Origin of the sequence: Acaryochloris sp. CCMEE 5410, from assembly GCF_000238775.2 — a bacterium.
Classification (GTDB): Bacteria; Cyanobacteriota; Cyanobacteriia; order Thermosynechococcales; family Thermosynechococcaceae; genus Acaryochloris.
This window is the reverse complement of the sequence record NZ_AFEJ02000001.1, coordinates 3,061,988-3,081,371: the sequence shown is the minus strand read 5'-3', so window position 1 is coordinate 3,081,371 and position 19,384 is coordinate 3,061,988. Positions and strand designations below refer to the sequence as shown.

Below are 19,384 nucleotides of genomic sequence, written 5' to 3'. Positions count from 1 at the left end.
CGTCTTTAGCAATGATCCATGATGATGGCGGGCGATACGCATCATCTTTCCCGGAGCAAAATATCTGTCCCGGAAACTTGATCGCCCTCCGACCAGTCAAGAGGGATCTATCTCCCCCACCTACTCGAGATTAAAGATTTGCCTGCTCAGAGACGACTGTGGAATCGCCAGATCAAAAAAGCCAGTTGGGTATTGCCCCTCGCTTTAAGTCTATGCTGCTGGGCGGACAGTGCATCAGCGGGACAACTCACCTACTGGAAGTTTAATTCGAAGCAAAGTCGCATTGACCTGATTACGGACTCAGCGACAAAGCCGCGGGCGAAAGTCGTCATGAACCCGACCCGGCTGGTGATTGACCTCCCCAACACCACCTTCCGTAAACTCAAGGCCCGTCGCAAAATTAGCAAATATGTTCGAGAGGTGCGGGTTGCTCAGCATAATCGCAAGACCACGCGCGTCGTGGTTGAGCTGAGCAAAAAATATACCCTCAGCCCTCGGCGAGTGCTGGTTCGGGGGATTGCCCCGAACCGCTGGTACGTGCAACTGCCTAAATTTTTCCCCCTCAAGGATGCTAAAAAGTCGTCTCGGCGAACCATTGCCGTGCGAGTGCCGCCCCCCAAAATCCCTAAGCCTTCTATTTCTTCACCGGGACCTATCGTTTCTAAACCCGTTAAATCTGGGGCAAAAGTCGTCGTCATTGATCCGGGCCATGGGGGCGCAGATCCAGGTGCCGTGGGGATTGGGGGTCTCCAGGAGAAACGAGTCGTCTTGGATGTGTCGACGCAAGTCCATAACCTCCTACGAAAGCGGGGCATTAATGCGGTGTTGACACGGACAGGCGATCTCGAAGTTGACTTACCGCCGCGAGTGGCTAAAGCCGAAGGGGCCCGCGCCGACGTGTTTGTTAGTATTCACGCCAATGCTATTAGCTTGAGCCGTCCTGAAGTCAACGGCTTAGAAACCTACTACTATGTGACGGGATATCGTTTGGCCCGTGCCATTCATACCAGCATTCGTCGGACCGTTCCCGTGGGCGATCGCGGCATTCGCCAAGCCCGCTTTTATGTTTTAAGAAAATCCTCCATGCCTGCTGCTCTCGTAGAACTTGGGTTCGTAACGGGCAGCACTGATGCAGCAAAATTACGAACAGCAGCCCATCGCCAACGGTTGGCAGAAGCCATTGCCCAAGGCATTGTCAATTACCTCCAGGGCAGATAGTTGTCAGATACCTTCCGGGCTAGGAGTTGAGCAGGGTACGTAAAAGCTTTCCGGTCTTTAAATTCCAGACTTTGATACTGCGATCGCTGCTCCCACTCACCAACCAGCGGTTATCGGGACTAATGGCTAAGGTCGAAATACTGCCTTGGTGAGCCGTCAGGGTTTGGATGAGCTGGCCGGTTTTGAGGCTCCAAATCTTGATGGTCTGATCCTCGCCACCGCTGATTAGAAATTTGTTGTCGGTACTCACGGCCAACGAAGCTACCCGTTTCTCATGGGCCTTAAAGTTTTTAATCAGCTTACCGGTTTGAAAATTCCATAACCCAAGATTCCCGCCCCAACTCCCCGTAATTAGAGTATTGCCTTGGGGACTTAAGGCGATGGCACTGGTGAGTTCAGAAGACTGCCACCCCTGGGTATTGGGCAAGCGTCTGACTAATTTACCCGTCTGAACATTCCACTGTTGAATTTGGCCGTCGCTGTTGCTGGTCACCAGACTTTTCGCATCTGGACTCAGCACCATCGTTTGTTCAGAGGCCATTAATTGCGAGGGAATGCGGGTGACTTTATCCGTTGTGAGGTTATAGAGTAGAATTGAGCCGCCCCAAGCACTGCTGGCCATAACCCGCTTTTTCGGATCAATAACGGTGGCCCGAATGCCACCTTCAGGACGCATGGCGGTGTAATTGACAAAGCTGCGGCGTAAGGTGGCAGTGGATAAGTCCCACTGCAAGACTTTACCGCTAATGCTGCTGCTAATCAGGGACTGGCCATCGTCAATAATATGGCTAGAGACCACGGGCTCATAATGTTCAGATAAGGTATTGAGCAATTTCCCCGTCTTTAAATCCCAGATTTTGAGGGTAAAGTCTCGACTACCGCTAACGAGGGTGCCGCTATCGGGACTAATAGATAAGGTTGTGATGGTGTCCCAGTGGCCTTTCTGGCCGTTTACCGGGGCAGCAATGCTTTGACCAGTAGTTGCTTGGCCGGGAGGGGGGAGTTGAGCAACAGGGGGCCCTGTCAAGGTTGTGCCGAGCTTCGACACGAGCCACTGATCGACGGCGCGTTCCAGGGATTTGGACCAATAGCTAAAGGTTTGAGGATTCAGTTCCGGGGCTAGGAGTAACCCTAATCCCAAAAAACTAAAGCCACATAAAATCAGCCCTAGGACTGAATTGGAAATGGAGGGGGGCCAACTCGTCCGCTGGACTAAAGGCATTTGTAGAATAGAGCGGGTGATGCCAGAATTCGGAATTTGCATATTCTGAAGCTGCTGCATCCGTTGGGCATAGGCCGCTGCTAGGGCTGGGTTGGCTTGGCTTGGGGGTTGGGTGGCCCAAGGACTCTTTTTCTTTTGCTGGCGACGTTTGGGAGCAGGCTTGGGAATCACCGGGTTAGGACTGAAGATATCTACCCCTAAGCGAGAGTTGCGATCGCACCAGTAACAATGGCCATAGCTTTGACTGTAATGGTGATTGGACTCCAAATTACAAGTCTTGAGGTTCTCAATGGCTTTCTGTAAAGCGGTCATCCATTGATTGGCAGCGGGGCGCAAATGGGGTTGGCCATGGCCCTGGGTAAAGCACTGATGGAAACAGGACTGTAGCTGTGGGTGCAAAATTGACAGAGGTATGGTGTTGGGACCCGGACGAATCAAGCTTTGAGGGGCGTAGGGCCAGAATCCTTTTTCAATCAGAGTGGTGGGTTGGGGGGACTCTCCCCGGCCAATCCACTTCCCTTTGAAGGGCTGATCGCCGAAAAGGAGGAGAAAAACAATCACCCCTAACCGGAACCGATCATGGAGTTCGGTCTGGTCAACGGAGGCTAAATCCTTGCCTAATAATTCGGAGGGGGTAAATCCTTCTGAGCCCACTAAACATCGGAATACTTCCCGAGTGTGGGGATCTTGGACCTGAAACGAGTCCGTATCAATAATCGAAATTAGGGCTTGGTTATTCACCAAGATATTTTGCGGTTTGACATCCCCAACCACGTACCCTTCTTTATGCACCGCATTCATGCTAGAGGCAATATTGAGGGCTGCGGTATGAAGGTAATACCAGTTAAACCGAGGCGCTTTGCGACTGCGAAGCCGGGGGTTGTAGATCGTAGATAACTTGACGCTTTCCCCCACTTCCGGCATTAAAAATCCCATGGGCTGGCCCTGCTGGTTTTCCAGCAAATCCTTGGGCCAAGCCAAGGAAATATGATTTTGCCCTAGGGTCGGATCTTGAGGGGGATGGGCAATCATCACCCGTAATTTTTGAAACCGCTCGGGGGTGCGTTCGTGATAGAGCTTGGCGAGAAAACCCCGATAGCTAGTTTTCCAAACCGTACCCTCCCCACTACTGGCGATCTGCTTCGTCAGGGATAGTGTGCGACCCGAAACTTGGCATTTGAGAACGGTCATTCGTCAGCCTCTGGCCTAAATAGACAAAGCAGCAAGGTTTTGTCGTCGTCCGTCTTGGCGTTTAACCGATCTGATTCTAAGAAGGTTTCTAAATAGGCTTGGCGTTCCTCAGGATCGGAAATGGAGCGTAAACATTCTAAAAAGGGCTTGAAAAAAGGCGGGAAGGCTTGCCAATCCTGGAACCGAATGGCAACCTTCTCAAGGCCATCCGTGGCTGCACAGACGAAAGGATGATGATCCGCACGCACAGCAATTTGCATATGCTCTACTGCATTATCGCTAGTGACAAACACTGTTTCGTTAATGTATTCGCCTTTAACCGGCTCAAATAGCAGGTCAAAGGACGGTACGGGTTCTGTTTCAGAGGGTTCGGGTTCTGTTTGCTGAGCTTGGGTGACAATAAAGCCATCGCCAATCTGCATGCAGGCTAGCCAATGGGGGGTTGAAATAAAACCTAATAATGTACATCCTAGCTCTCGTAAAGGATACTCACCACTCTCGGCTTGCGATCGCAAAGCCGTAACCACCGCTTCAACCATCTCAGTGAAGAGGCTGGGGGCCTCGGCATGAATGGTTTCTAAGTCAACCGCTGACCAGTTTTCTTGTCTGCTCTCCAGGATGGCCAACGCTGTTTTAACGGCGAGCTTAGACCCAACATCTGAGAATTTGGCACTGCCGGCACCATCAGAAACGGCACCAATGATGGTATCTGCTTGCACCAGATAATTGCCATAATCTTGGCAAGGCAATTGCTTCTGTTGATGACGAGTTCCAATTGCAGAATGAACGATTGCTCTCCAGGCCACAACCTCTCCTTTTGGGGGCGAAAAATAACGATAGGTAGGATGCGGAAGCTGGAGAGGCAACAAACATCAATGTTTGCAGCCCCCTCACAAGTCTCCGTCTCTAATGTCTAAGTGGCGATTTGTCCCCAACCGACGGGGGGTAAAGCAACCATATCTCCGCCGACGGTGCTGCTAGACACGCGCACCATCGAGTCACTCAACCAGAGGAACATGGACCGAAAATCTAACCCGTTCAGCATAAGAGGGGGACGCTCAGGAGGGGTGATTTGGTTCAAGATGGCCATATCGGCACCCTGGACACCCACGGCGAAAAAGGACAACTTCCGCTGAGCTTCAGCATTCTTGAGGCGTTCAGCAGCTTGCTGCCAAGGGGAATCAGGATTGGGGGCACCATCCGTAATCAAGAAAACCCAAGGCCGATAATATTGAATGCCATTGTTGCGATAGGTGGCTTTGCGCGTTTCTAGCAAATCCAAGGCATAACTGAGGGCTTCACCCATGGGCGTCAGGCCGTGGGCCTCTAGCTGCAGTGGTACAAATTGGTCAATGGTGACAAAATCTTGGACGAGTTCTACTGGTCCAAAACTGACAATTGCCACGTCCACCCGTAAGGCGGCTTGTTCATCCTGAATGACCGCTTCTTTGAAGGCATCTAGGCCACTATTCAACGCATCCATGGGCGCACCGCTCATGGAGCTAGAAGTATCCACCAATAAAATAACGGGGCAACGATTCTCAGGGTTTTCAACGAATTCTGGTTGTCCAATCATTTAGATTTTCTCGAAATTAGGAGTGATAAATTGCATTTTTATAAACCCCCCGACCATAGAACCTGAGTGCAGGTCCATATTCCTTAGCGATTTCCAACAGGCTATACCCACGTTTCCAGTAGGTTAGCATAGTCTTGCTAAGTACTAATGCTTACTAAAATCCTTGTGAGGTGACTCAGCAAAGGTTTAGTAAAAATTAACGATTTTCGCTCCATCATAACCCATGGCACTGCTGATTTCGCCACCCCATTGATTATGGAAGCGTCCATGGCTGTATTTCAGTCTTCAACCTGGCTGAGACGCCTTAGTTTGAGAACATCACTCATTTTTCGAATTTGTGCGCAAATTTGGTCTAATTGATTGCAATGTTCGATGTCTAAACCCAGATTGATCACCGCAGTTTGCCCTGGGAAGGTTTTGACTTGGGCATTATGGACATTGACTTTACTGTCGGTTAAACGGGTCAAAATATCTTTGAGAATGCCGACCCGATCGATGACTTCAATTTGAACTTCAATGGGGTAGGTATAGCGGCGACTTTGTTGAGAGGGGTGGGTCGGGTTCCAACTGACGGGAATCAGCCGATCGCCTGGGATATTGCCGATATTCTTACAGCCTTGGCGGTGAATGGAAATTCCCCGGTTACTGAGGGTGACCGCCCCAATAATCGGTTCACCCGGCACGGGATGACAGCACCCTGCCATATGGTAGACCAATCCTTCAACCCCGGTAATTGGGGAATCTCCGGAGCTGGGGAGGGGCCTGGGGCTGGCTTGGGTGGGTAAATTAACGTCTGTTAGGTCTGAGGTCGCAGGTTCGGCTTCAGCTTGCTGACTCCGAATGGTTTCTCGCAGCCGGTTAGCGACGGAATTGAGGGTGACTTCACCGTAGCCCAAGGCGGCCAAGAGATCCTCCGGGGTTTGGTAGTTGCATCGATTGGCAACAATTTGCATGGGCTCTGATTTCAATAAGGCATCAAAGCCTTTTTTGCCCAAGGCTTTTTCCAGCATCTCGCGGCCACGCAGGATATTTTCTTCTCGGTGGGAGCGTTTATACCATTGTCGAATCCGGTTGCGAGCTGCATTACTAGCAGCAAAATTGAGCCAATCCAAACTGGGATGAGCACTGTTCTGGGTCATAATTTCGACAATGTCGCCATTATCCAGGGGCGTGTCGAGGGTGACCATGCGGCCATTGACCCGTGCTCCAAAGCAGTGGTTTCCGACTTCTGTATGAATGCGGTAGGCGAAATCGACGGGGGTGGCCCCTTGGGTGAGATCGATTAGATCACCTTTGGGGGTAAACACATAGACTTCGCTGTCAAATAAATTGTCTTTAACGTTGTCTAGGTATTCTTGAGCGTCTTTGAGATCGCTTTGCCACTCTAGGAGTTGACGCAGCCAAGTAAATTTTTCGTCGTCTGGGCTCCAAGCGGTTTTCCCCGGCTGGTTGGAAGACTCTTTATATTTCCAGTGGGCGGCAATTCCATACTCGGCGATATGGTGCATGGCTTCGGTGCGGATTTGCACTTCCAGAGGCCGCCCCCCTAAGCCAATGACGACGGTATGGAGAGATTGGTAGCGGTTAGATTTAGGCAAGCCAATATAATCTTTGAATCGTCCGGGGATGGGACGAAAACAGTCATGGACCACCGCTAAAGCGCGGTAACATTCTTCGTTGGTTTTAACGATCACCCGAACGGCGGCGACATCATAAATTTCATGAAATTCCTTCTGTTGCCGCTCCATTTTCTGGCTAATGCTGAACAGATGTTTAGGGCGGCCAGAAATTTCCAGGTGATTCGAACAAATGGGTTCCAGGCGATCATGCAGAATAGTGATCGCTTGCTCAATATGTTCTTCCCGGTCGGTCCGCTTATCAGCAACGAGCTGCTGCATTTTGCGATAGGTGTCGGGCTCTAGATACTTAAAGGCGAGATCTTCCAATTCCCACTTGAATCGCCAAATTCCCAGGCGATTGGCTAGGGGGGCAAAGACATCTCGTGTCTCTTGGGCAATGCGTCGCTGTTTGGCCGGGGGCAGATGCTCTAAGGTCCGCATATTGTGGAGGCGATCGGCGAGTTTAACCACAATCACCCGGATGTCTTGGGCCATGGCCAAGAACATGCGGCGAAAGTTTTCGGCTTCCCGCTCGGTTTTGGTAGAGAAATTAAATTTAGAAAGTTTGGTGACGCCTTCTACTAGCTGGCGAACTTCTAAGCCAAATTCCGCTTCGATGGTTTCGGGGGTGACGTCTGTATCTTCGACGACATCATGGAGGAAGCCAGCGGCGATCATGGCCGCGCTACCGCCTAAGTCGCGAAGCAGCTCGGCAACGGATACGGGGTGGGCAATGTAGGGTTCGCCCGAGGCCCGACGTTGGCCTTCATGGAGTTGATACCCAAAGTTAAAGGCGCGACAGATCAGGGTTTGTTCGGCAATGCCATCCTTGTCTTCAGCACCATCGACCTCCAGCATACATTCCTGTAGCCAAACGGGCAGTTCGAGATCGGTCGGTGAGACTGTAGCTTTCAAATTCATGCTACATCGGGGTACGGAGAAGACAGTTTAAACAAATCTTAACAGAGGCTTGTCCCCTATGGATTAGCTTTTGTAAAAGTGCAATCTTAATTCATTTGTATAAATTCTATTTTACCCAACTCCGAGACCGCTACTGCAGACAGTCGGGAAATCCTTATACAGTCAGCCATCACAAATAATGTTGGGGCGGTAGTCGTTGCGATCGCAATCCGTTACCCTATAGCCAGGTTTAGCAAGGATGTGGCCAATGTCTTTTGTGGGTTTGCATATTCACAGCGACTATAGTCTCTTGGATGGAGCCAGTCAGCTCCCAGATTTGGTGGCCCGCGCCGTGGAACTGAATATGCCTGCCATTGCCTTGACGGATCACGGGGTGATGTATGGGGCCATTGGCTTAATTAAGACCTGCAAAAAGCAAGGGATTAAGCCCATCGTCGGCAACGAGATGTACGTGATCAATGGCGATATCACTAAGCAGGAGCGTCGGCCTCGCTATCACCAGGTGGTTTTGGCGAAGAACAAGAAGGGCTACCAAAACCTCGTTAAATTAACGACTATCTCCAGCCTGCATGGGGTCCAAGGGCGCGGTATTTTTTCTCGACCCTGCATTAATAAAGACCTGCTAGAAGAGCACCATGAAGGTCTGATTGTCACTAGTGCCTGCTTAGGAGGGGAGATTCCCCAGGCGATTATGAAGGAAAAGCCGGATATCGCCCGGCGGATTGCCAAGTGGTACAAGGACCTATTTGGCGATGACTATTACTTAGAAATTCAAGACCACGGCTCCCAGGAAGATCGGGTCGTGAATGTGGAATTGGTGCGGATCGCCCAGGAACTAGATATTAAGGTGATTGCCACCAATGACTCCCACTTTATTTCTTGCTATGACGTGGAGTCCCATGATGCCCTGCTCTGTATCCAGACAGGCAAGCTGATTACGGAAGACAAGCGACTGCGCTACAGCGGTACGGAGTACCTGAAAACCGCTGATGAGATGGCCCTGATGTTTCGGGACCATCTAACGGATGATGTGATTTCGGATGCGATCGCAACCACTCTGGAAGTTGCAGACAAGATCGAAACCTACGATATCTTCCGGGACCCCCAAAGTCCTGACTACGAAGTACCAGAGGGCTATACGGCAGAAACCTATCTAGAGGAAGTGACCTGGGATGGCCTGCTGGAGCGCTGCAACTGCAAAGAACGATCCGAAGTCACGGATACCTATAAAGAACGTCTGGAATATGAGCTGGAAATGCTCCAACAGATGGGCTTTTCCACCTATTTCTTAGTGGTGTGGGATTACATCAAATATGCCCGCGACAACAATATTCCCGTGGGACCGGGGCGGGGCAGTGCGGCAGGTTCTCTGGTTGCCTATGCTTTAGGGATTACCAATATTGACCCGGTGCATCACGGTCTGCTGTTTGAGCGGTTCCTCAATCCAGAACGGAAGTCTATGCCTGATATTGATACGGACTTCTGTATCGAAAAGCGGGACGCCATGATTGACTATGTGACCCGCAAATATGGCGAAGATCGGGTGGCCCAGATTATTACCTTTAACCGCATGACCTCCAAGGCGGTGCTCAAGGATGTGGCGCGGGTGCTGGATATTCCCTATGGGGAAGCAGATCGGATGGCGAAGTTGATTCCGGTGGCTCGGGGTAAACCCACGAAGCTGAAGGTGATGATCTCCGATGAGACGCCCGCCCCAGAATTTAAGGAAAAATACGATAAAGACCCAATTGTGCGTCGCTGGCTAGATATGGCGATTCGAATTGAGGGCACCAACAAAACCTTTGGGGTCCATGCAGCGGGGGTGGTGATTGCCTCGGAACCCTTGGACCAGATTGTGCCCCTGCAGCGCAATAACGATGGGGCGGTGATTACCCAATATTTTATGGAGGATCTGGAATCCCTGGGCCTGCTGAAAATGGACTTTTTGGGTCTAAAGAACCTGACGATGATCCAAAAGACCACGGATTTGCTGAAGCAAAACCGCCAGCTCGATCTGGATGTGGATCGGGTGCCGATGGATGATCCAGAAGCCTTCCAGCTCCTAGCGCGAGGGGAACTAGAAGGGGTGTTCCAGCTAGAGTCCTCGGGGATGCGGCAGGTGGTCAAAGACCTAAAGCCCTCCAATATTGAGGATATTTCTTCGATTCTGGCCCTCTATCGACCGGGTCCGTTGGATGCAGGGCTGATTCCCAAGTTTATTAACCGTAAGCATGGTCGCGAAAGTATTGACTATCCCCATGATCTGATTAAGCCGATTCTGGAAGAAACCTACGGCATTATGGTCTATCAAGAGCAAATCATGAAGATTGCTCAGGATATGGCGGGCTATTCCTTGGGACAAGCTGATTTGCTGCGGCGGGCCATGGGTAAGAAGAAGATGGCGGAGATGGAGAAGCACCGCGAAATCTTTATCGATGGCGCTGCCGAAAAAGGGGTCGATAAGAAGGTCTCTGAAAATCTCTTTGACCAAATGCTGTTATTTGCGGAATATTGCCTGAGTTATGACACGCCTGTATTGACGTTGGAGTATGGTTGGCTGCCCATTGGTCAGGTGGTGCAGGAGCAGATTGAGTGTCAGGTCTTTTCGATTAATGAGCGAGGGCATCTATATACGCAACCGATTGCCCAGTGGCATCATCGGGGTCAGCAAGAGGTGTTTGAATATACCTTGACGGATGGCTCGACGATTCAAGCAACGGCGGAACATCAGTTTATGACGACGGATGGTCAGATGTACCCGATTCAGCAGATTTTTGAGGAAGGGTTGAGTTTGAAGCAATTGCCATTGCCTTGGCAGTTAGGGTTGCCGCAAGTTAGTTAAATCAGACTATTTGGCGAAGCCTGACGGGGTAATGTAGTTCTCTATGTTGCTCAAAGGAATACTGTTATCTTTGGTGGCAGTTCGGATTGGAATCTTTCAGGTAAAACAACTAAGAAAGTACTTATATTTCTCAAGGTTATCGCAAATCATAAAACAGCCTTTTTTGTTTCTTCCTATAGTGTTTAGGGAATATTTATTGAATGAGATTGAAATCTCATTATAAACAAAAAATAGTTAGAATAAAACACTATGATTCCGACTAAATGGATCAATGCCGCTGATTTAAATTCATGGGCAAATAGCAGGGAAAGCCAAGAAAGATTGCCTCATTTACTACGGCTTTTAGTACATGCTACTGTCACACATCTTCAGAGAGTTGGGTTTCCAGCTGGTGAGAGTGTACAGATGGGAGGATGGGATGGAGTCATTGAAACTGAAGAAGGTAATGCTTTCGTTCCCAGCGGCTGTTCTGTATGGGAGCTAGGTGTAAATACAAGAATTAAAACAAAAGCGGATGCTGATTATAAGAAACGATGCGATGATTCTTTAGGATTATCTCCTCCTGAAATAACCTTTGTATTCGTCACTCCACGGCGATGGGCAGGCAAAGAGAGATGGGTTCAGAAGAAAAATTCTGAAGGTATTTGGGCTGAGGTCAGGGCATATGATGCGGATGATTTGGAGCAATGGCTTGAGCTTGCTCCAGCAGTTCATGCTTGGCTAGCCCAAATACTTGGCAAATGGTCAGAAAATTTTCAAGATTTGAGTAGTTGGTGGGATGAATGGAGTAAAACAACTGCTCCAAGACTAACCCCTTCATTACATTTATTAGGACGAGAACAGCAATCAGAGAATGTTAGAGACTGGCTAAATAACTCACCATCAAAACTGACTATCCAAGGAGACTCCTATGAGGAAGCTTTAGCTTTTTTCGCAGCAATAATATATGAGTTATCAGAACAGGATCGAGTTCAATATCTATCTCGGTGCGTTCTTGTGAAGAAGGACTCATTATGGAGAAACTTTAATAGTTCTCAGCAGTCGCTAATTCTTATCCCTATATTTAGCTCAATTACATCCATACCTCAGAACCATCATGTCCTAATTCCTATAGGAAGAGAGGGAAGCCCCAATCAAGACACTATTAAACTCTCACGTTTGTCTAGAGAAGGCTTCATCAATAATTTGATGAATATGAATTTCTCACGGGAACGAGCTAGCGTCCTATCCAAGGAATCTAAGCGAAGTGTATTGTTATTACGCCGTCTAATTTCATCGAACTCTGAAACGCATACTCCTCAATGGGCAAAAGCTGAAGAAGCACGTCAGTTTCTTCCTGCCTTGATTATCGGGGCTTGGGATGAAACAAAAGAAGCTGATCGTAGGGCTGTAGAAAGTCTTGCTAACAAGCCTTATGGAGATGTTATCAATGATCTGGCCCGCTGGCTCAATACTTCTGATTCCCCTATTCAGAAAACTGGAGATGTATGGCAGATAGTATCACATGAAATTCTCTGGCACTACCTATCACATTTTATAGTGAGTGACGATCTAGATCGATTTGAAAATTTAGTATGTTCAGTCTTAGGAACTTTAGACTCACAAAAAGAACTCTCCTTAGAGCAACCGTTTAGTGACAGTTTAAGTGGTAAAGAGCTACCTCATTCATCTTTTATTCGGCAAGGTATAGCTGAAACAATGATGATCTTATCGGCTCTAGGTTTACCTTCAGGGCTACAAGATGCAGTGACTCCACAACGTAGAGTGAGTCGTATTGTACGTAAGCTACTCAACATAGAATCCAGTCATCAACGACTGATGTCTCTCTCAAGCTTGTTGCCCAAGTTGGCAGAAGCAGCACCAGAAGAATTTCTAGAATTCATAGAACAAGATCTAGAAAAAGAAAAGCCAATATCACTAGATTTATTTCAAGTGAATTTGTTGGGAAACTCTCAGCATATATACTTACTTTGGGCACTAGAAACACTTGCTTGGGAACCAATTTACCTTGCAAGAGTCAGCATTATTCTAGTTAGGTTATCTATTCTTGATCCTGGCGGTAATATAACTAATAGACCTTTCAATAGCCTGTGCGAAATTTTTAAATGTTGGAATCCCCAGACTTCAGCTCCTTTTGATAAACGCTTACGTGTTCTTAACACTCTGTTGTCAGTTGAGCCGGATGTTACTTGGCGTTTACTTTGCAACCTAATGCCAAGGAATACAGGTGAAATATCACATCCAACTTATAAACCTCGATGGAAAGATTGGGGTGAGCAAAACCAAGAGGTTAATTGGAATCAATATTGGTGCAATATTGATGATTTAGTGAAGACAATGCTGGGCTGTGTAGAATCTGATGGTCGAAGATTGCGTGATATAGTCAAACTCCTTGAATTACAGCCACCTAATATTGTCAACAAAATCGTTGAATTCTTACATTCAATTGACACTTCCGAAATTCAAGATTCTGAACTTGTAGAAATATGGATTAACTTACGAAATATAGTTAGTAGGCAGAAGAAGTTTAATGATTTAAAGCCGAGACTATCCACAGAAGTAATAAATGCTATTGATTTAGTTCATCATAGGTTTGAGCCTCAAAGCATATCCTATAAATATGCTTATGTCTTTGATTATAATCCCTATCCTATAAAATACTTAGATTTGGACTGGCAATCAAGATCTTCTGAGGCTCAACAATTGCAGTATGAAACTGCTAAAAAAGTTTATTCTGAACATGGACTTAAGGCCGTATTGGATATTGCTATTAATGCTCCTAAACCTCATTTGCTAGGTGAAGCTTTTGCTAAAAATAGTCAACTTAATGAAGATGATTTGGTCATCATAAAAAATGTATTAAATGAGGGAAAAAGCAAGCTAAATTATTGTATAGAAGGTTTTTTCGGAAAGCGACTTGAGATATTAGGTATGGATTGGGCAATAGATATAATAAACCAATTGAGATTAGATAATTTTTCTAATGAACAGCTGTTTATACTTTTATCCCAATTCCCTTTTGAGAGTGAAGCCTGGGATATCATATCTCAATTTAGTGAAGAGCTGAAAGCACTTTATTGGAAAAAGGTGCCTACACATTGGGTAAGCATAAAAGATTGTGAAACTGCAATTCATGCACTGCTCAATATTGATCGTCCTTACGCAGCCCTAAATCTTGCTGGAATATCTTTGGATCAGGAAGCTGGCCATGCTCAAATACATCCTAATACTCTTATCAAGATTCTTGAGAAAATAGCGTGTTTGAATCCAAACTCTGAATTTCCCCAGCCAGATATAGCGATAACTAATTACTATATTGAGAAAGTTTTTGTTTCTTTGGATGCATCAGATTTTGTTGATCTAAACAAAATTGCTGAACTAGAAGTTATTTACTTTGACATGCTTCGCCACTGTAATAGACAGCCTAAGCTTCTATATCAGGAGATCTCTACCAATCCTGATTTCTTTGCTGCACTTGTCAAATTCATCTATCGTCCCGAGGATGGACGAGAAGAAGTGGTTGATAATTATAAAGATGAAACAAGGTATATAGCTAGCTACAAAATACTAAAGCTATGGCATCAAATTCCTGGTAGTACAGAAGAAGGAAAGCTTGACTTTTATCAATTAGAAGATTGGATCATTAAAGCAAGAAATGCTTGCCATGAAAGTGGCAGGGGTAAAGTTGGAGATATTAATATAGGTCAAGTTTTAGCATATGCCCCAAAAGGTTTAGATGAGATCTGGCCTGATATTGCTGTTCGAAAAATCGTTGAACAGCTTAAGAGTAAAGAACTTGAACAAGGGATTGAAGTAGGTCTCTTTAATAAGCGTGGTGCTTGGATTAAGACAATCGATGAGGGTGGTTGTCAGGAAAGACAGCTAGCAGAGCAGTATAGGCATAATGCATCTGCACTTGAGGATGTCTATCCAAGGACAGCGTCTATGCTTCGCAGAGTTGCAGATCAATATGAATCAGATGCTCATAGAGAAGATATTCGGACAGAACTTGAAAGTTGGCATTATTGACCATCCCATATCAATTGATGTTTATAGATAGTGCGTTCATAGTGTTTGCCTAGATTCGTTCTTTCAAAGTTCGTGCTAGATAAGATTTGTGGAAGTAAACAAATGATTCACTAATTGGGGAAATGTGGATGAAAAGGTGGTAACTAGCACATGCTTAAAGTGATAGACAGGGTTAAAAACTGAGAATCAATCTGTCGAGCTATTGATCAAATCCCAGCACAATATTGAGGGCTGTGTGGATAGGTTGCCAATATTTTTCTTCTAGCCTTCCTTGGCACTCCAGAATTCTGCGGCCATCCAATGCACGAATCTGGCCTACATCTAGAAACCGATCCTGGTCCAAGCCATTAGTAGCAGATGCCTTTACATTGACGGCATAGGGCGCCTGCTTAAACCCTGGTCGAAAGGGAATAATCACCGTCAACTGACCATACTGATTCATCGTGTCATTCTGGACAATCAGACAAGAGCGAGTTTTCCTGGCTTCAGCACCGATGGTCGGATCAAGCTGAACCCAACGAATTTCCCCGCGTTGATAAGACAACTTACCCTTCGGCATCTAACCCATCCCCAACAACACCATCCCAAGCAACGATGTCAGCCTGAAAGTTTGCATCTTTCGCATCCTCTTGCAACGCTTGAATCATTTGTTGCTTGAACACTGCCTGGCGATGCTGCTGCACTAAAGAATTGAAATAATCACTACGGTTACCTTGCGCCCGGTCGTCTACGAACGCAATCAGTTCTGTATCCAGGGTGATAGTGACTTTTTCTTTCATCTGTCATACCTAAATATATGACAATATTATCTTATATTTTAAATTCAAAACCTCAACGTAATATTTGGCCTTAGACTGGACTAATAACGCAAATTTCTCAATCAAGAGACTTAGATAAAGAAATGCTGGATATAGCGATGCGCAGCAGTTGTAAGGTATCTGCATCATGTCCAGTGATCATCAGCAAGACTTCCAGATTGCCATGTTCCCACCACACAAAGCGCAGCGCGCTCTGGTATTCAAAAAAGTATTTTTGAGGGCTAAGATCTGTCTCTTGTGCAGACCTTAAACCACTATAAATAGGCTGACCCAGTACCGAACATAGCTCTGCTTGAAGTGATTCAAAGATCAGATGTAGCTCTTGCTCATTGGTGACATAGTCTATCTCGCTTGCCCAAGGACCAAGTGAGACAAGTTCAACATCGAATTCGCCAATATCTCTTTCAGTTTTCTGGCGTCTAATAAGTTGATGGAGCGTCTCGATAACATTCAGTGCCATACAAAACTTCCAGTAGCAAGATCTTCGCCAGTATATGCAAGCGCTAAAGTGGAAGGCGCAAACTCAGTAGCCTAAAAACGTAGAATTTCTTGATCGTATTGGTCTGGCTGCGGTTCAATTGTCCAGACTATACCTTCCCCAGACTCCAGAGCGACATCAATATAGAGCAGATCCACAGGCTCAGAGGCTTGATCCTCATTCCCCTCAAAAGAGTCAAGGTCTTCCGTTAGCAATCGCAGTACAAACCCTGCTGGAATCATGGCACCAGGAGTCACCGGTCGCAGTTCAAACCGCCACGTTGACTCAGTTTCCACTGCATAGATATTCAACTCATAGGGCTGACCATCAATCTGTAACTGTCGTGAAATCGCTGCAATTGGTGTTGAGGATTGATCACCTCGGGCAGTAGAGAGTTGGGGTTGTAATGTAATCGATTGCCAGTCCATCTGTTGGGCCAGATTGGTTATCCCCGTTTGCAACCATTGCCCGACTGAAGGCTGGGCAGTGATACCGCGTCGTTGTGCCGCTAACCGCTGTCGCCAACCACCGTGGGCTATTAAGCTGCCCCATTGTTCAAAAGGAATAGCCAAGCGAGGGGTAACGAGGTCTGCATTGCCGAGTCGTTGAATCAGTTGATCGGCTTGGGCTTTGGAGAGTGTCAGTAAGGGATTGACCACTGCTTGGGTCGTCTCTTGGGGATTGAATTGCTGGGTGAGCCAGAGCACATTCAGGTCCGACGTGAGATCCGTATCGTTGAGAGTGTAGGTGCGATCGCACCAATCATACGCCCCCTGTTCCTTCAGCTGTGAGTGTTTGGTAAACCCACCGATCCTTACCCAGCCTTCATCAGGATTCACCTGAGCCACCACATAATAATCGGCAATCCAGTTGGGAATATCGACCCATTCTTGGGGAACCCGCAGTTCATCTAAATCAATCGTTTCCGTGGGAATCAGGACTATCTTTTGTGCCCCTACCTGAATCGGTGTCCCCGTCACCACGGCCCAAATACTTTGCAATGAGGGAGGTTTCAGCGCAGGTATCGCTTGCAGATCATGATCTTCCCGTAGCCAGGGAATCACCGTGTCCAAACAGAGCTGATTCAAATAGGCTTGCCAGCGACTAGGGCCGTCGTTTTGTTGCCAAGCCTGAGCCTGAAGGTTCGGATCAATTTCTAAATAGGTGGCATCAAATAAGGCTAAATCAGACGTCATGATCATCACTCTAGTGCAGGGGCAGTGGGGGGCTCACCGTAGTGTCCCGTCAGCCATTCTTCCAGGGAAGAACTCATGGCTTTGAGTACGTCCGAGTCGGGTGAAATATGCAGGGTTGCTTGGCTCCAGGTGGCTAAAGCCGTCAACAGCGTTTTGCGGAGTTTGGTTAATCGTCGCGAGATGGTGTACTGCTTCATCTCTAATTTCTCGGCAATTTGCTGTTGGGTATAGGCTTGGGAGTAATAGAGCTGCAAGAGGGATTGAGAAGGTGGATCCAGAGCCTGAATGGCGGCGGCTAAGACTTCACCGATTTGTTGATGCTGAGCTTGCCGGGCTTGCACGTCTTCTGTGGCAATCATTTCCTCTAGTAAAGACGCTTGCTCGGTATTGGGTAACTGATCAAGGAATTCCCCCGCATCTTGTCCTGGCCTAGGCGTATTGATGGAAATTTGAGCAGGATAAAGGTAGGCTCTGGCGGCTTTAGCACAGGTCATCAGAATCGTTTCCAGTTCTTCAGCGGTGATGGCAGCCGTGTTGGGGGGTAGTTGAGTGGTGCGTTCCTGGTTGTATTGGGTTGCGATCGCACTCCAAACCTCATCTGCGGGTTTCTCCAGTTTCTGCGTCCCCGTTGCCTGTTGCGGCACATAAATCGCCTTAAAGCTCGTCCAGGCTAAAACGTAACGATCAATGTTTTCTTGCGGTAGACCATTATTTTTCAAGGCTTCGACCAGTCGCTTCTGGCTCAGCTTCCGCAGCAATGCCCAATCACTGCAAATATCAATTTCGCGGCGTTGCCGTAGGGTCTCCCGCATCAGGCTGGCAAAGGTGGCGCTGGCATAATTTTGCAGATTAAAGCCCTGATCGGAGTTGAATCCTTTGAGGATCTTCTCCACCTGCGCCATCGCAATTTGAAAATAGTCGCTTACCCCATAGCGGCTGTTGCTAAATCGCGTCGATGTTTTCTGGGCTGTCCAATAACAGGCTTCCTGTAAATAAGCCGATAAGTGGCCTGCCGCAACCTTCTGCAGGTCAGCGTCTGCACGCCATCGCTTATGCCAGTGCAGGGACCAAAACTTTGCCGATAGATTCGCCTGCTGGGATTGCTCGAGGTGGATCTGCATACTGCGCCGCAGCTTTGGATCACTGGCCCAGGTGTGGACATGATCCGTCTCAAATTGCAGAAAAGTGGAAAAGATTGCCAGCAGTGCAGTTCGAGGTTGCATGGATCTCAATATTCAGCAGCGTGCATAAACCAACCAGGTTGGCCCTAAGAGAACAGTACAAGCTAATTCTTCCCAACGCTGACGAATACAAGGAACTTTAATGATGCTGAAACAAACTGCTGCAATCCACCGTGCCCCTCAAAAACTGCAGGTCTTTCTCTTGGCGTGCTTGGTGGTCGGGATCACGCCTCTCGCTAGTCTCGCCTCAGAGATCAATCCCAATCCAACCGAAGACGCTGCCATTTCCCTAGAGACAGAACCCACTGAGTTAACCGAAACATCCCTGACGGAGGATTGTCTGCCAACGGCTAGCGAAAGTGAGCAGCCTGAAGTTGAACCTACGAGTGAAGCGGCTCAAGTAGAGGAAGGGGGAGAAGTGACTGCCCCCTGCGCCACCGCTGAAGCCCTTGCAGAGGATGAATTTGCTGATGCAGATGATGCTGACACAGCGCTGGCTGAAGAAGAGACGCAAGGCTCTAGTGGTCCCGCCATTAATATCAATATCAATATTGGCTCTGAAGGCCCCTTGATCGGGATTGGGGCCTCCAGCAATGAGGGAGGCTTTCCCCCAGAGAATGATTTTGACGCAGTCCCGGACCCTGATCTAGACGAACCCGTAGAGAAAGGATTACCCGTCATTCCCGAAAAAACACCAGGCCCCAAGGCCTTAGGGCCGACTCCAGCTGTTAAGCCCCCTTCCAAGGCCCCCAAAGGCTTGATTCGTAGAACGAGACTCCAGAAAAGTAAGGCTTCCCAAAAGAAGCGGGTTCGGCTGAAGTCGGGTTCTCGACGGGTGAAGCGAGTCAAGCCCAGAGCTCGCCGCAAGCTGCTGCGTAAACAAATCAAATCGAATCGTCGCCAAATCAAGTCCCTAGGAAAGCGCTTGCGCAAGAATCAGCGGCGGATCAAGTCTAAGCGCCTCCGTCTCAACCTCCGACGTTCCCCGGCTAGAAAGCGACCCTTGCGTCGCATCAAAACCGTGCGACCCCTATTGAGACGTCAGTAAAGCCTTGGCCAGAGGGTGCCTGCGCACCCCTATGAGTTTTATCAA

Annotated in this window: 13 protein-coding genes; 4 read left to right on the top strand and 9 right to left on the bottom strand. The window is 47.8% G+C overall.

Annotated elements, in window-relative coordinates:
- Positions 1–138 precede the first annotated feature (138 nt).
- Positions 139–1,218: an N-acetylmuramoyl-L-alanine amidase gene (locus tag ON05_RS14045; RefSeq protein WP_010475735.1), complete on the top strand. Its 1,080-nt coding sequence runs from the start codon at positions 139–141 to the stop codon at positions 1,216–1,218.
- A gap of 19 nt (positions 1,219–1,237) precedes the next feature.
- On the opposite strand, the gene ON05_RS14040 is transcribed toward ON05_RS14045, so the two are convergent.
- The 4 genes from ON05_RS14040 to ON05_RS14025 form a co-directional block, all read right to left on the bottom strand.
- Complete coding sequence (locus ON05_RS14040) at positions 1,238–3,631, bottom strand: protein kinase domain-containing protein (protein WP_010475733.1); 2,394 nt, start codon at positions 3,629–3,631, stop codon at positions 1,238–1,240.
- Complete coding sequence (locus tag ON05_RS14035; protein ID WP_010475732.1) at positions 3,628–4,437, bottom strand: PP2C family serine/threonine-protein phosphatase; 810 nt, start codon at positions 4,435–4,437, stop codon at positions 3,628–3,630. Before ON05_RS14035 ends, ON05_RS14040 begins: the two co-directional genes overlap by 4 nt.
- Positions 4,438–4,544: 107 nt before the next feature.
- Complete coding sequence (locus tag ON05_RS14030; protein WP_010475730.1) at positions 4,545–5,207, bottom strand: VWA domain-containing protein; 663 nt, start codon at positions 5,205–5,207, stop codon at positions 4,545–4,547.
- 278 nt (positions 5,208–5,485) lie between these two features.
- Positions 5,486–7,747 (bottom strand): bifunctional (p)ppGpp synthetase/guanosine-3',5'-bis(diphosphate) 3'-pyrophosphohydrolase, encoded by a 2,262-nt coding sequence (locus tag ON05_RS14025; RefSeq protein ID WP_029315319.1) that lies wholly within the window; start codon positions 7,745–7,747, stop codon positions 5,486–5,488.
- 247 nt (positions 7,748–7,994) lie between these two features.
- Between ON05_RS14025 and ON05_RS14020 the strand changes: the two genes are divergently transcribed.
- Together ON05_RS14020 and ON05_RS14015 are read left to right on the top strand one after the other, a co-directional pair.
- A complete protein-coding gene (locus ON05_RS14020) occupies positions 7,995–10,589 on the top strand; it encodes a trans-splicing intein-formed DNA polymerase III subunit alpha N-terminal partner DnaE-N (protein ID WP_010475726.1) in 2,595 nt (864 codons plus the stop codon).
- 249 nt (positions 10,590–10,838) lie between these two features.
- The gene (locus ON05_RS14015) at positions 10,839–14,618 is read left to right on the top strand and encodes a hypothetical protein (protein WP_010475725.1); all 3,780 of its coding nucleotides are present in this window, start codon (positions 10,839–10,841) and stop codon (positions 14,616–14,618) included.
- A 199-nt stretch (positions 14,619–14,817) separates the two neighbouring features.
- Here the strand turns inward: ON05_RS14015 and ON05_RS14010 are convergent, their stop codons facing one another.
- The 5 genes from ON05_RS14010 to ON05_RS13990 all read right to left on the bottom strand — a co-directional run bounded on the left by ON05_RS14010 (position 14,818) and on the right by ON05_RS13990 (position 18,333).
- Entirely contained in the window at positions 14,818–15,177 is a 360-nt protein-coding gene (locus ON05_RS14010; RefSeq protein WP_010475724.1) for a type II toxin-antitoxin system PemK/MazF family toxin, read from the bottom strand.
- Positions 15,164–15,397, bottom strand: coding sequence for a hypothetical protein (locus ON05_RS14005; protein WP_010475723.1), 234 nt, complete (start codon positions 15,395–15,397; stop codon positions 15,164–15,166). The genes ON05_RS14010 and ON05_RS14005 overlap by 14 nt, the downstream gene beginning before the upstream one ends.
- A gap of 97 nt (positions 15,398–15,494) precedes the next feature.
- Positions 15,495–15,896 (bottom strand): hypothetical protein, encoded by a 402-nt coding sequence (locus ON05_RS14000; RefSeq protein ID WP_010475722.1) that lies wholly within the window; start codon positions 15,894–15,896, stop codon positions 15,495–15,497.
- A gap of 71 nt (positions 15,897–15,967) precedes the next feature.
- Positions 15,968–17,116, bottom strand: coding sequence for a DUF1822 family protein (locus ON05_RS13995; RefSeq protein ID WP_010475721.1), 1,149 nt, complete (start codon positions 17,114–17,116; stop codon positions 15,968–15,970).
- Complete coding sequence (locus tag ON05_RS13990) at positions 17,116–18,333, bottom strand: sigma-70 family RNA polymerase sigma factor (protein ID WP_010475720.1); 1,218 nt, start codon at positions 18,331–18,333, stop codon at positions 17,116–17,118. The genes ON05_RS13995 and ON05_RS13990 overlap by 1 nt, the downstream gene beginning before the upstream one ends.
- Before the next feature lie 100 nt (positions 18,334–18,433).
- Here ON05_RS13990 and ON05_RS13985 point away from each other — a divergent pair, with 100 nt between their 5' ends.
- A complete protein-coding gene (locus ON05_RS13985; RefSeq protein ID WP_139025890.1) occupies positions 18,434–19,339 on the top strand; it encodes a hypothetical protein in 906 nt (301 codons plus the stop codon).
- The last annotated feature ends 45 nt before the right edge of the window (positions 19,340–19,384 follow it).

Bases quoted from the DNA above. Each gene is read 5' to 3' on its own strand.
- ON05_RS14030 (WP_010475730.1), bottom strand. From the start codon at position 5,207: ATGATTGGACAACCAGAATTCGTTGAAAACCCTGAGAATCGTTGCCCC.
- ON05_RS13995 (WP_010475721.1), bottom strand. From the start codon at position 17,116: ATGATCATGACGTCTGATTTAGCCTTATTTGATGCCACCTATTTAGAA.
- ON05_RS14020 (WP_010475726.1), top strand. From the start codon at position 7,995: ATGTCTTTTGTGGGTTTGCATATTCACAGCGACTATAGTCTCTTGGAT.
- ON05_RS14025 (WP_029315319.1), bottom strand. From the start codon at position 7,747: ATGAATTTGAAAGCTACAGTCTCACCGACCGATCTCGAACTGCCCGTT.
- ON05_RS14040 (WP_010475733.1), bottom strand. From the start codon at position 3,631: ATGACCGTTCTCAAATGCCAAGTTTCGGGTCGCACACTATCCCTGACG.
- ON05_RS14015 (WP_010475725.1), top strand. From the start codon at position 10,839: ATGATTCCGACTAAATGGATCAATGCCGCTGATTTAAATTCATGGGCA.
- ON05_RS14000 (WP_010475722.1), bottom strand. From the start codon at position 15,896: ATGGCACTGAATGTTATCGAGACGCTCCATCAACTTATTAGACGCCAG.
- ON05_RS14010 (WP_010475724.1), bottom strand. From the start codon at position 15,177: ATGCCGAAGGGTAAGTTGTCTTATCAACGCGGGGAAATTCGTTGGGTT.
- ON05_RS14005 (WP_010475723.1), bottom strand. From the start codon at position 15,397: ATGAAAGAAAAAGTCACTATCACCCTGGATACAGAACTGATTGCGTTC.
- ON05_RS13985 (WP_139025890.1), top strand. From the start codon at position 18,434: ATGATGCTGAAACAAACTGCTGCAATCCACCGTGCCCCTCAAAAACTG.
- ON05_RS13990 (WP_010475720.1), bottom strand. From the start codon at position 18,333: ATGCAACCTCGAACTGCACTGCTGGCAATCTTTTCCACTTTTCTGCAA.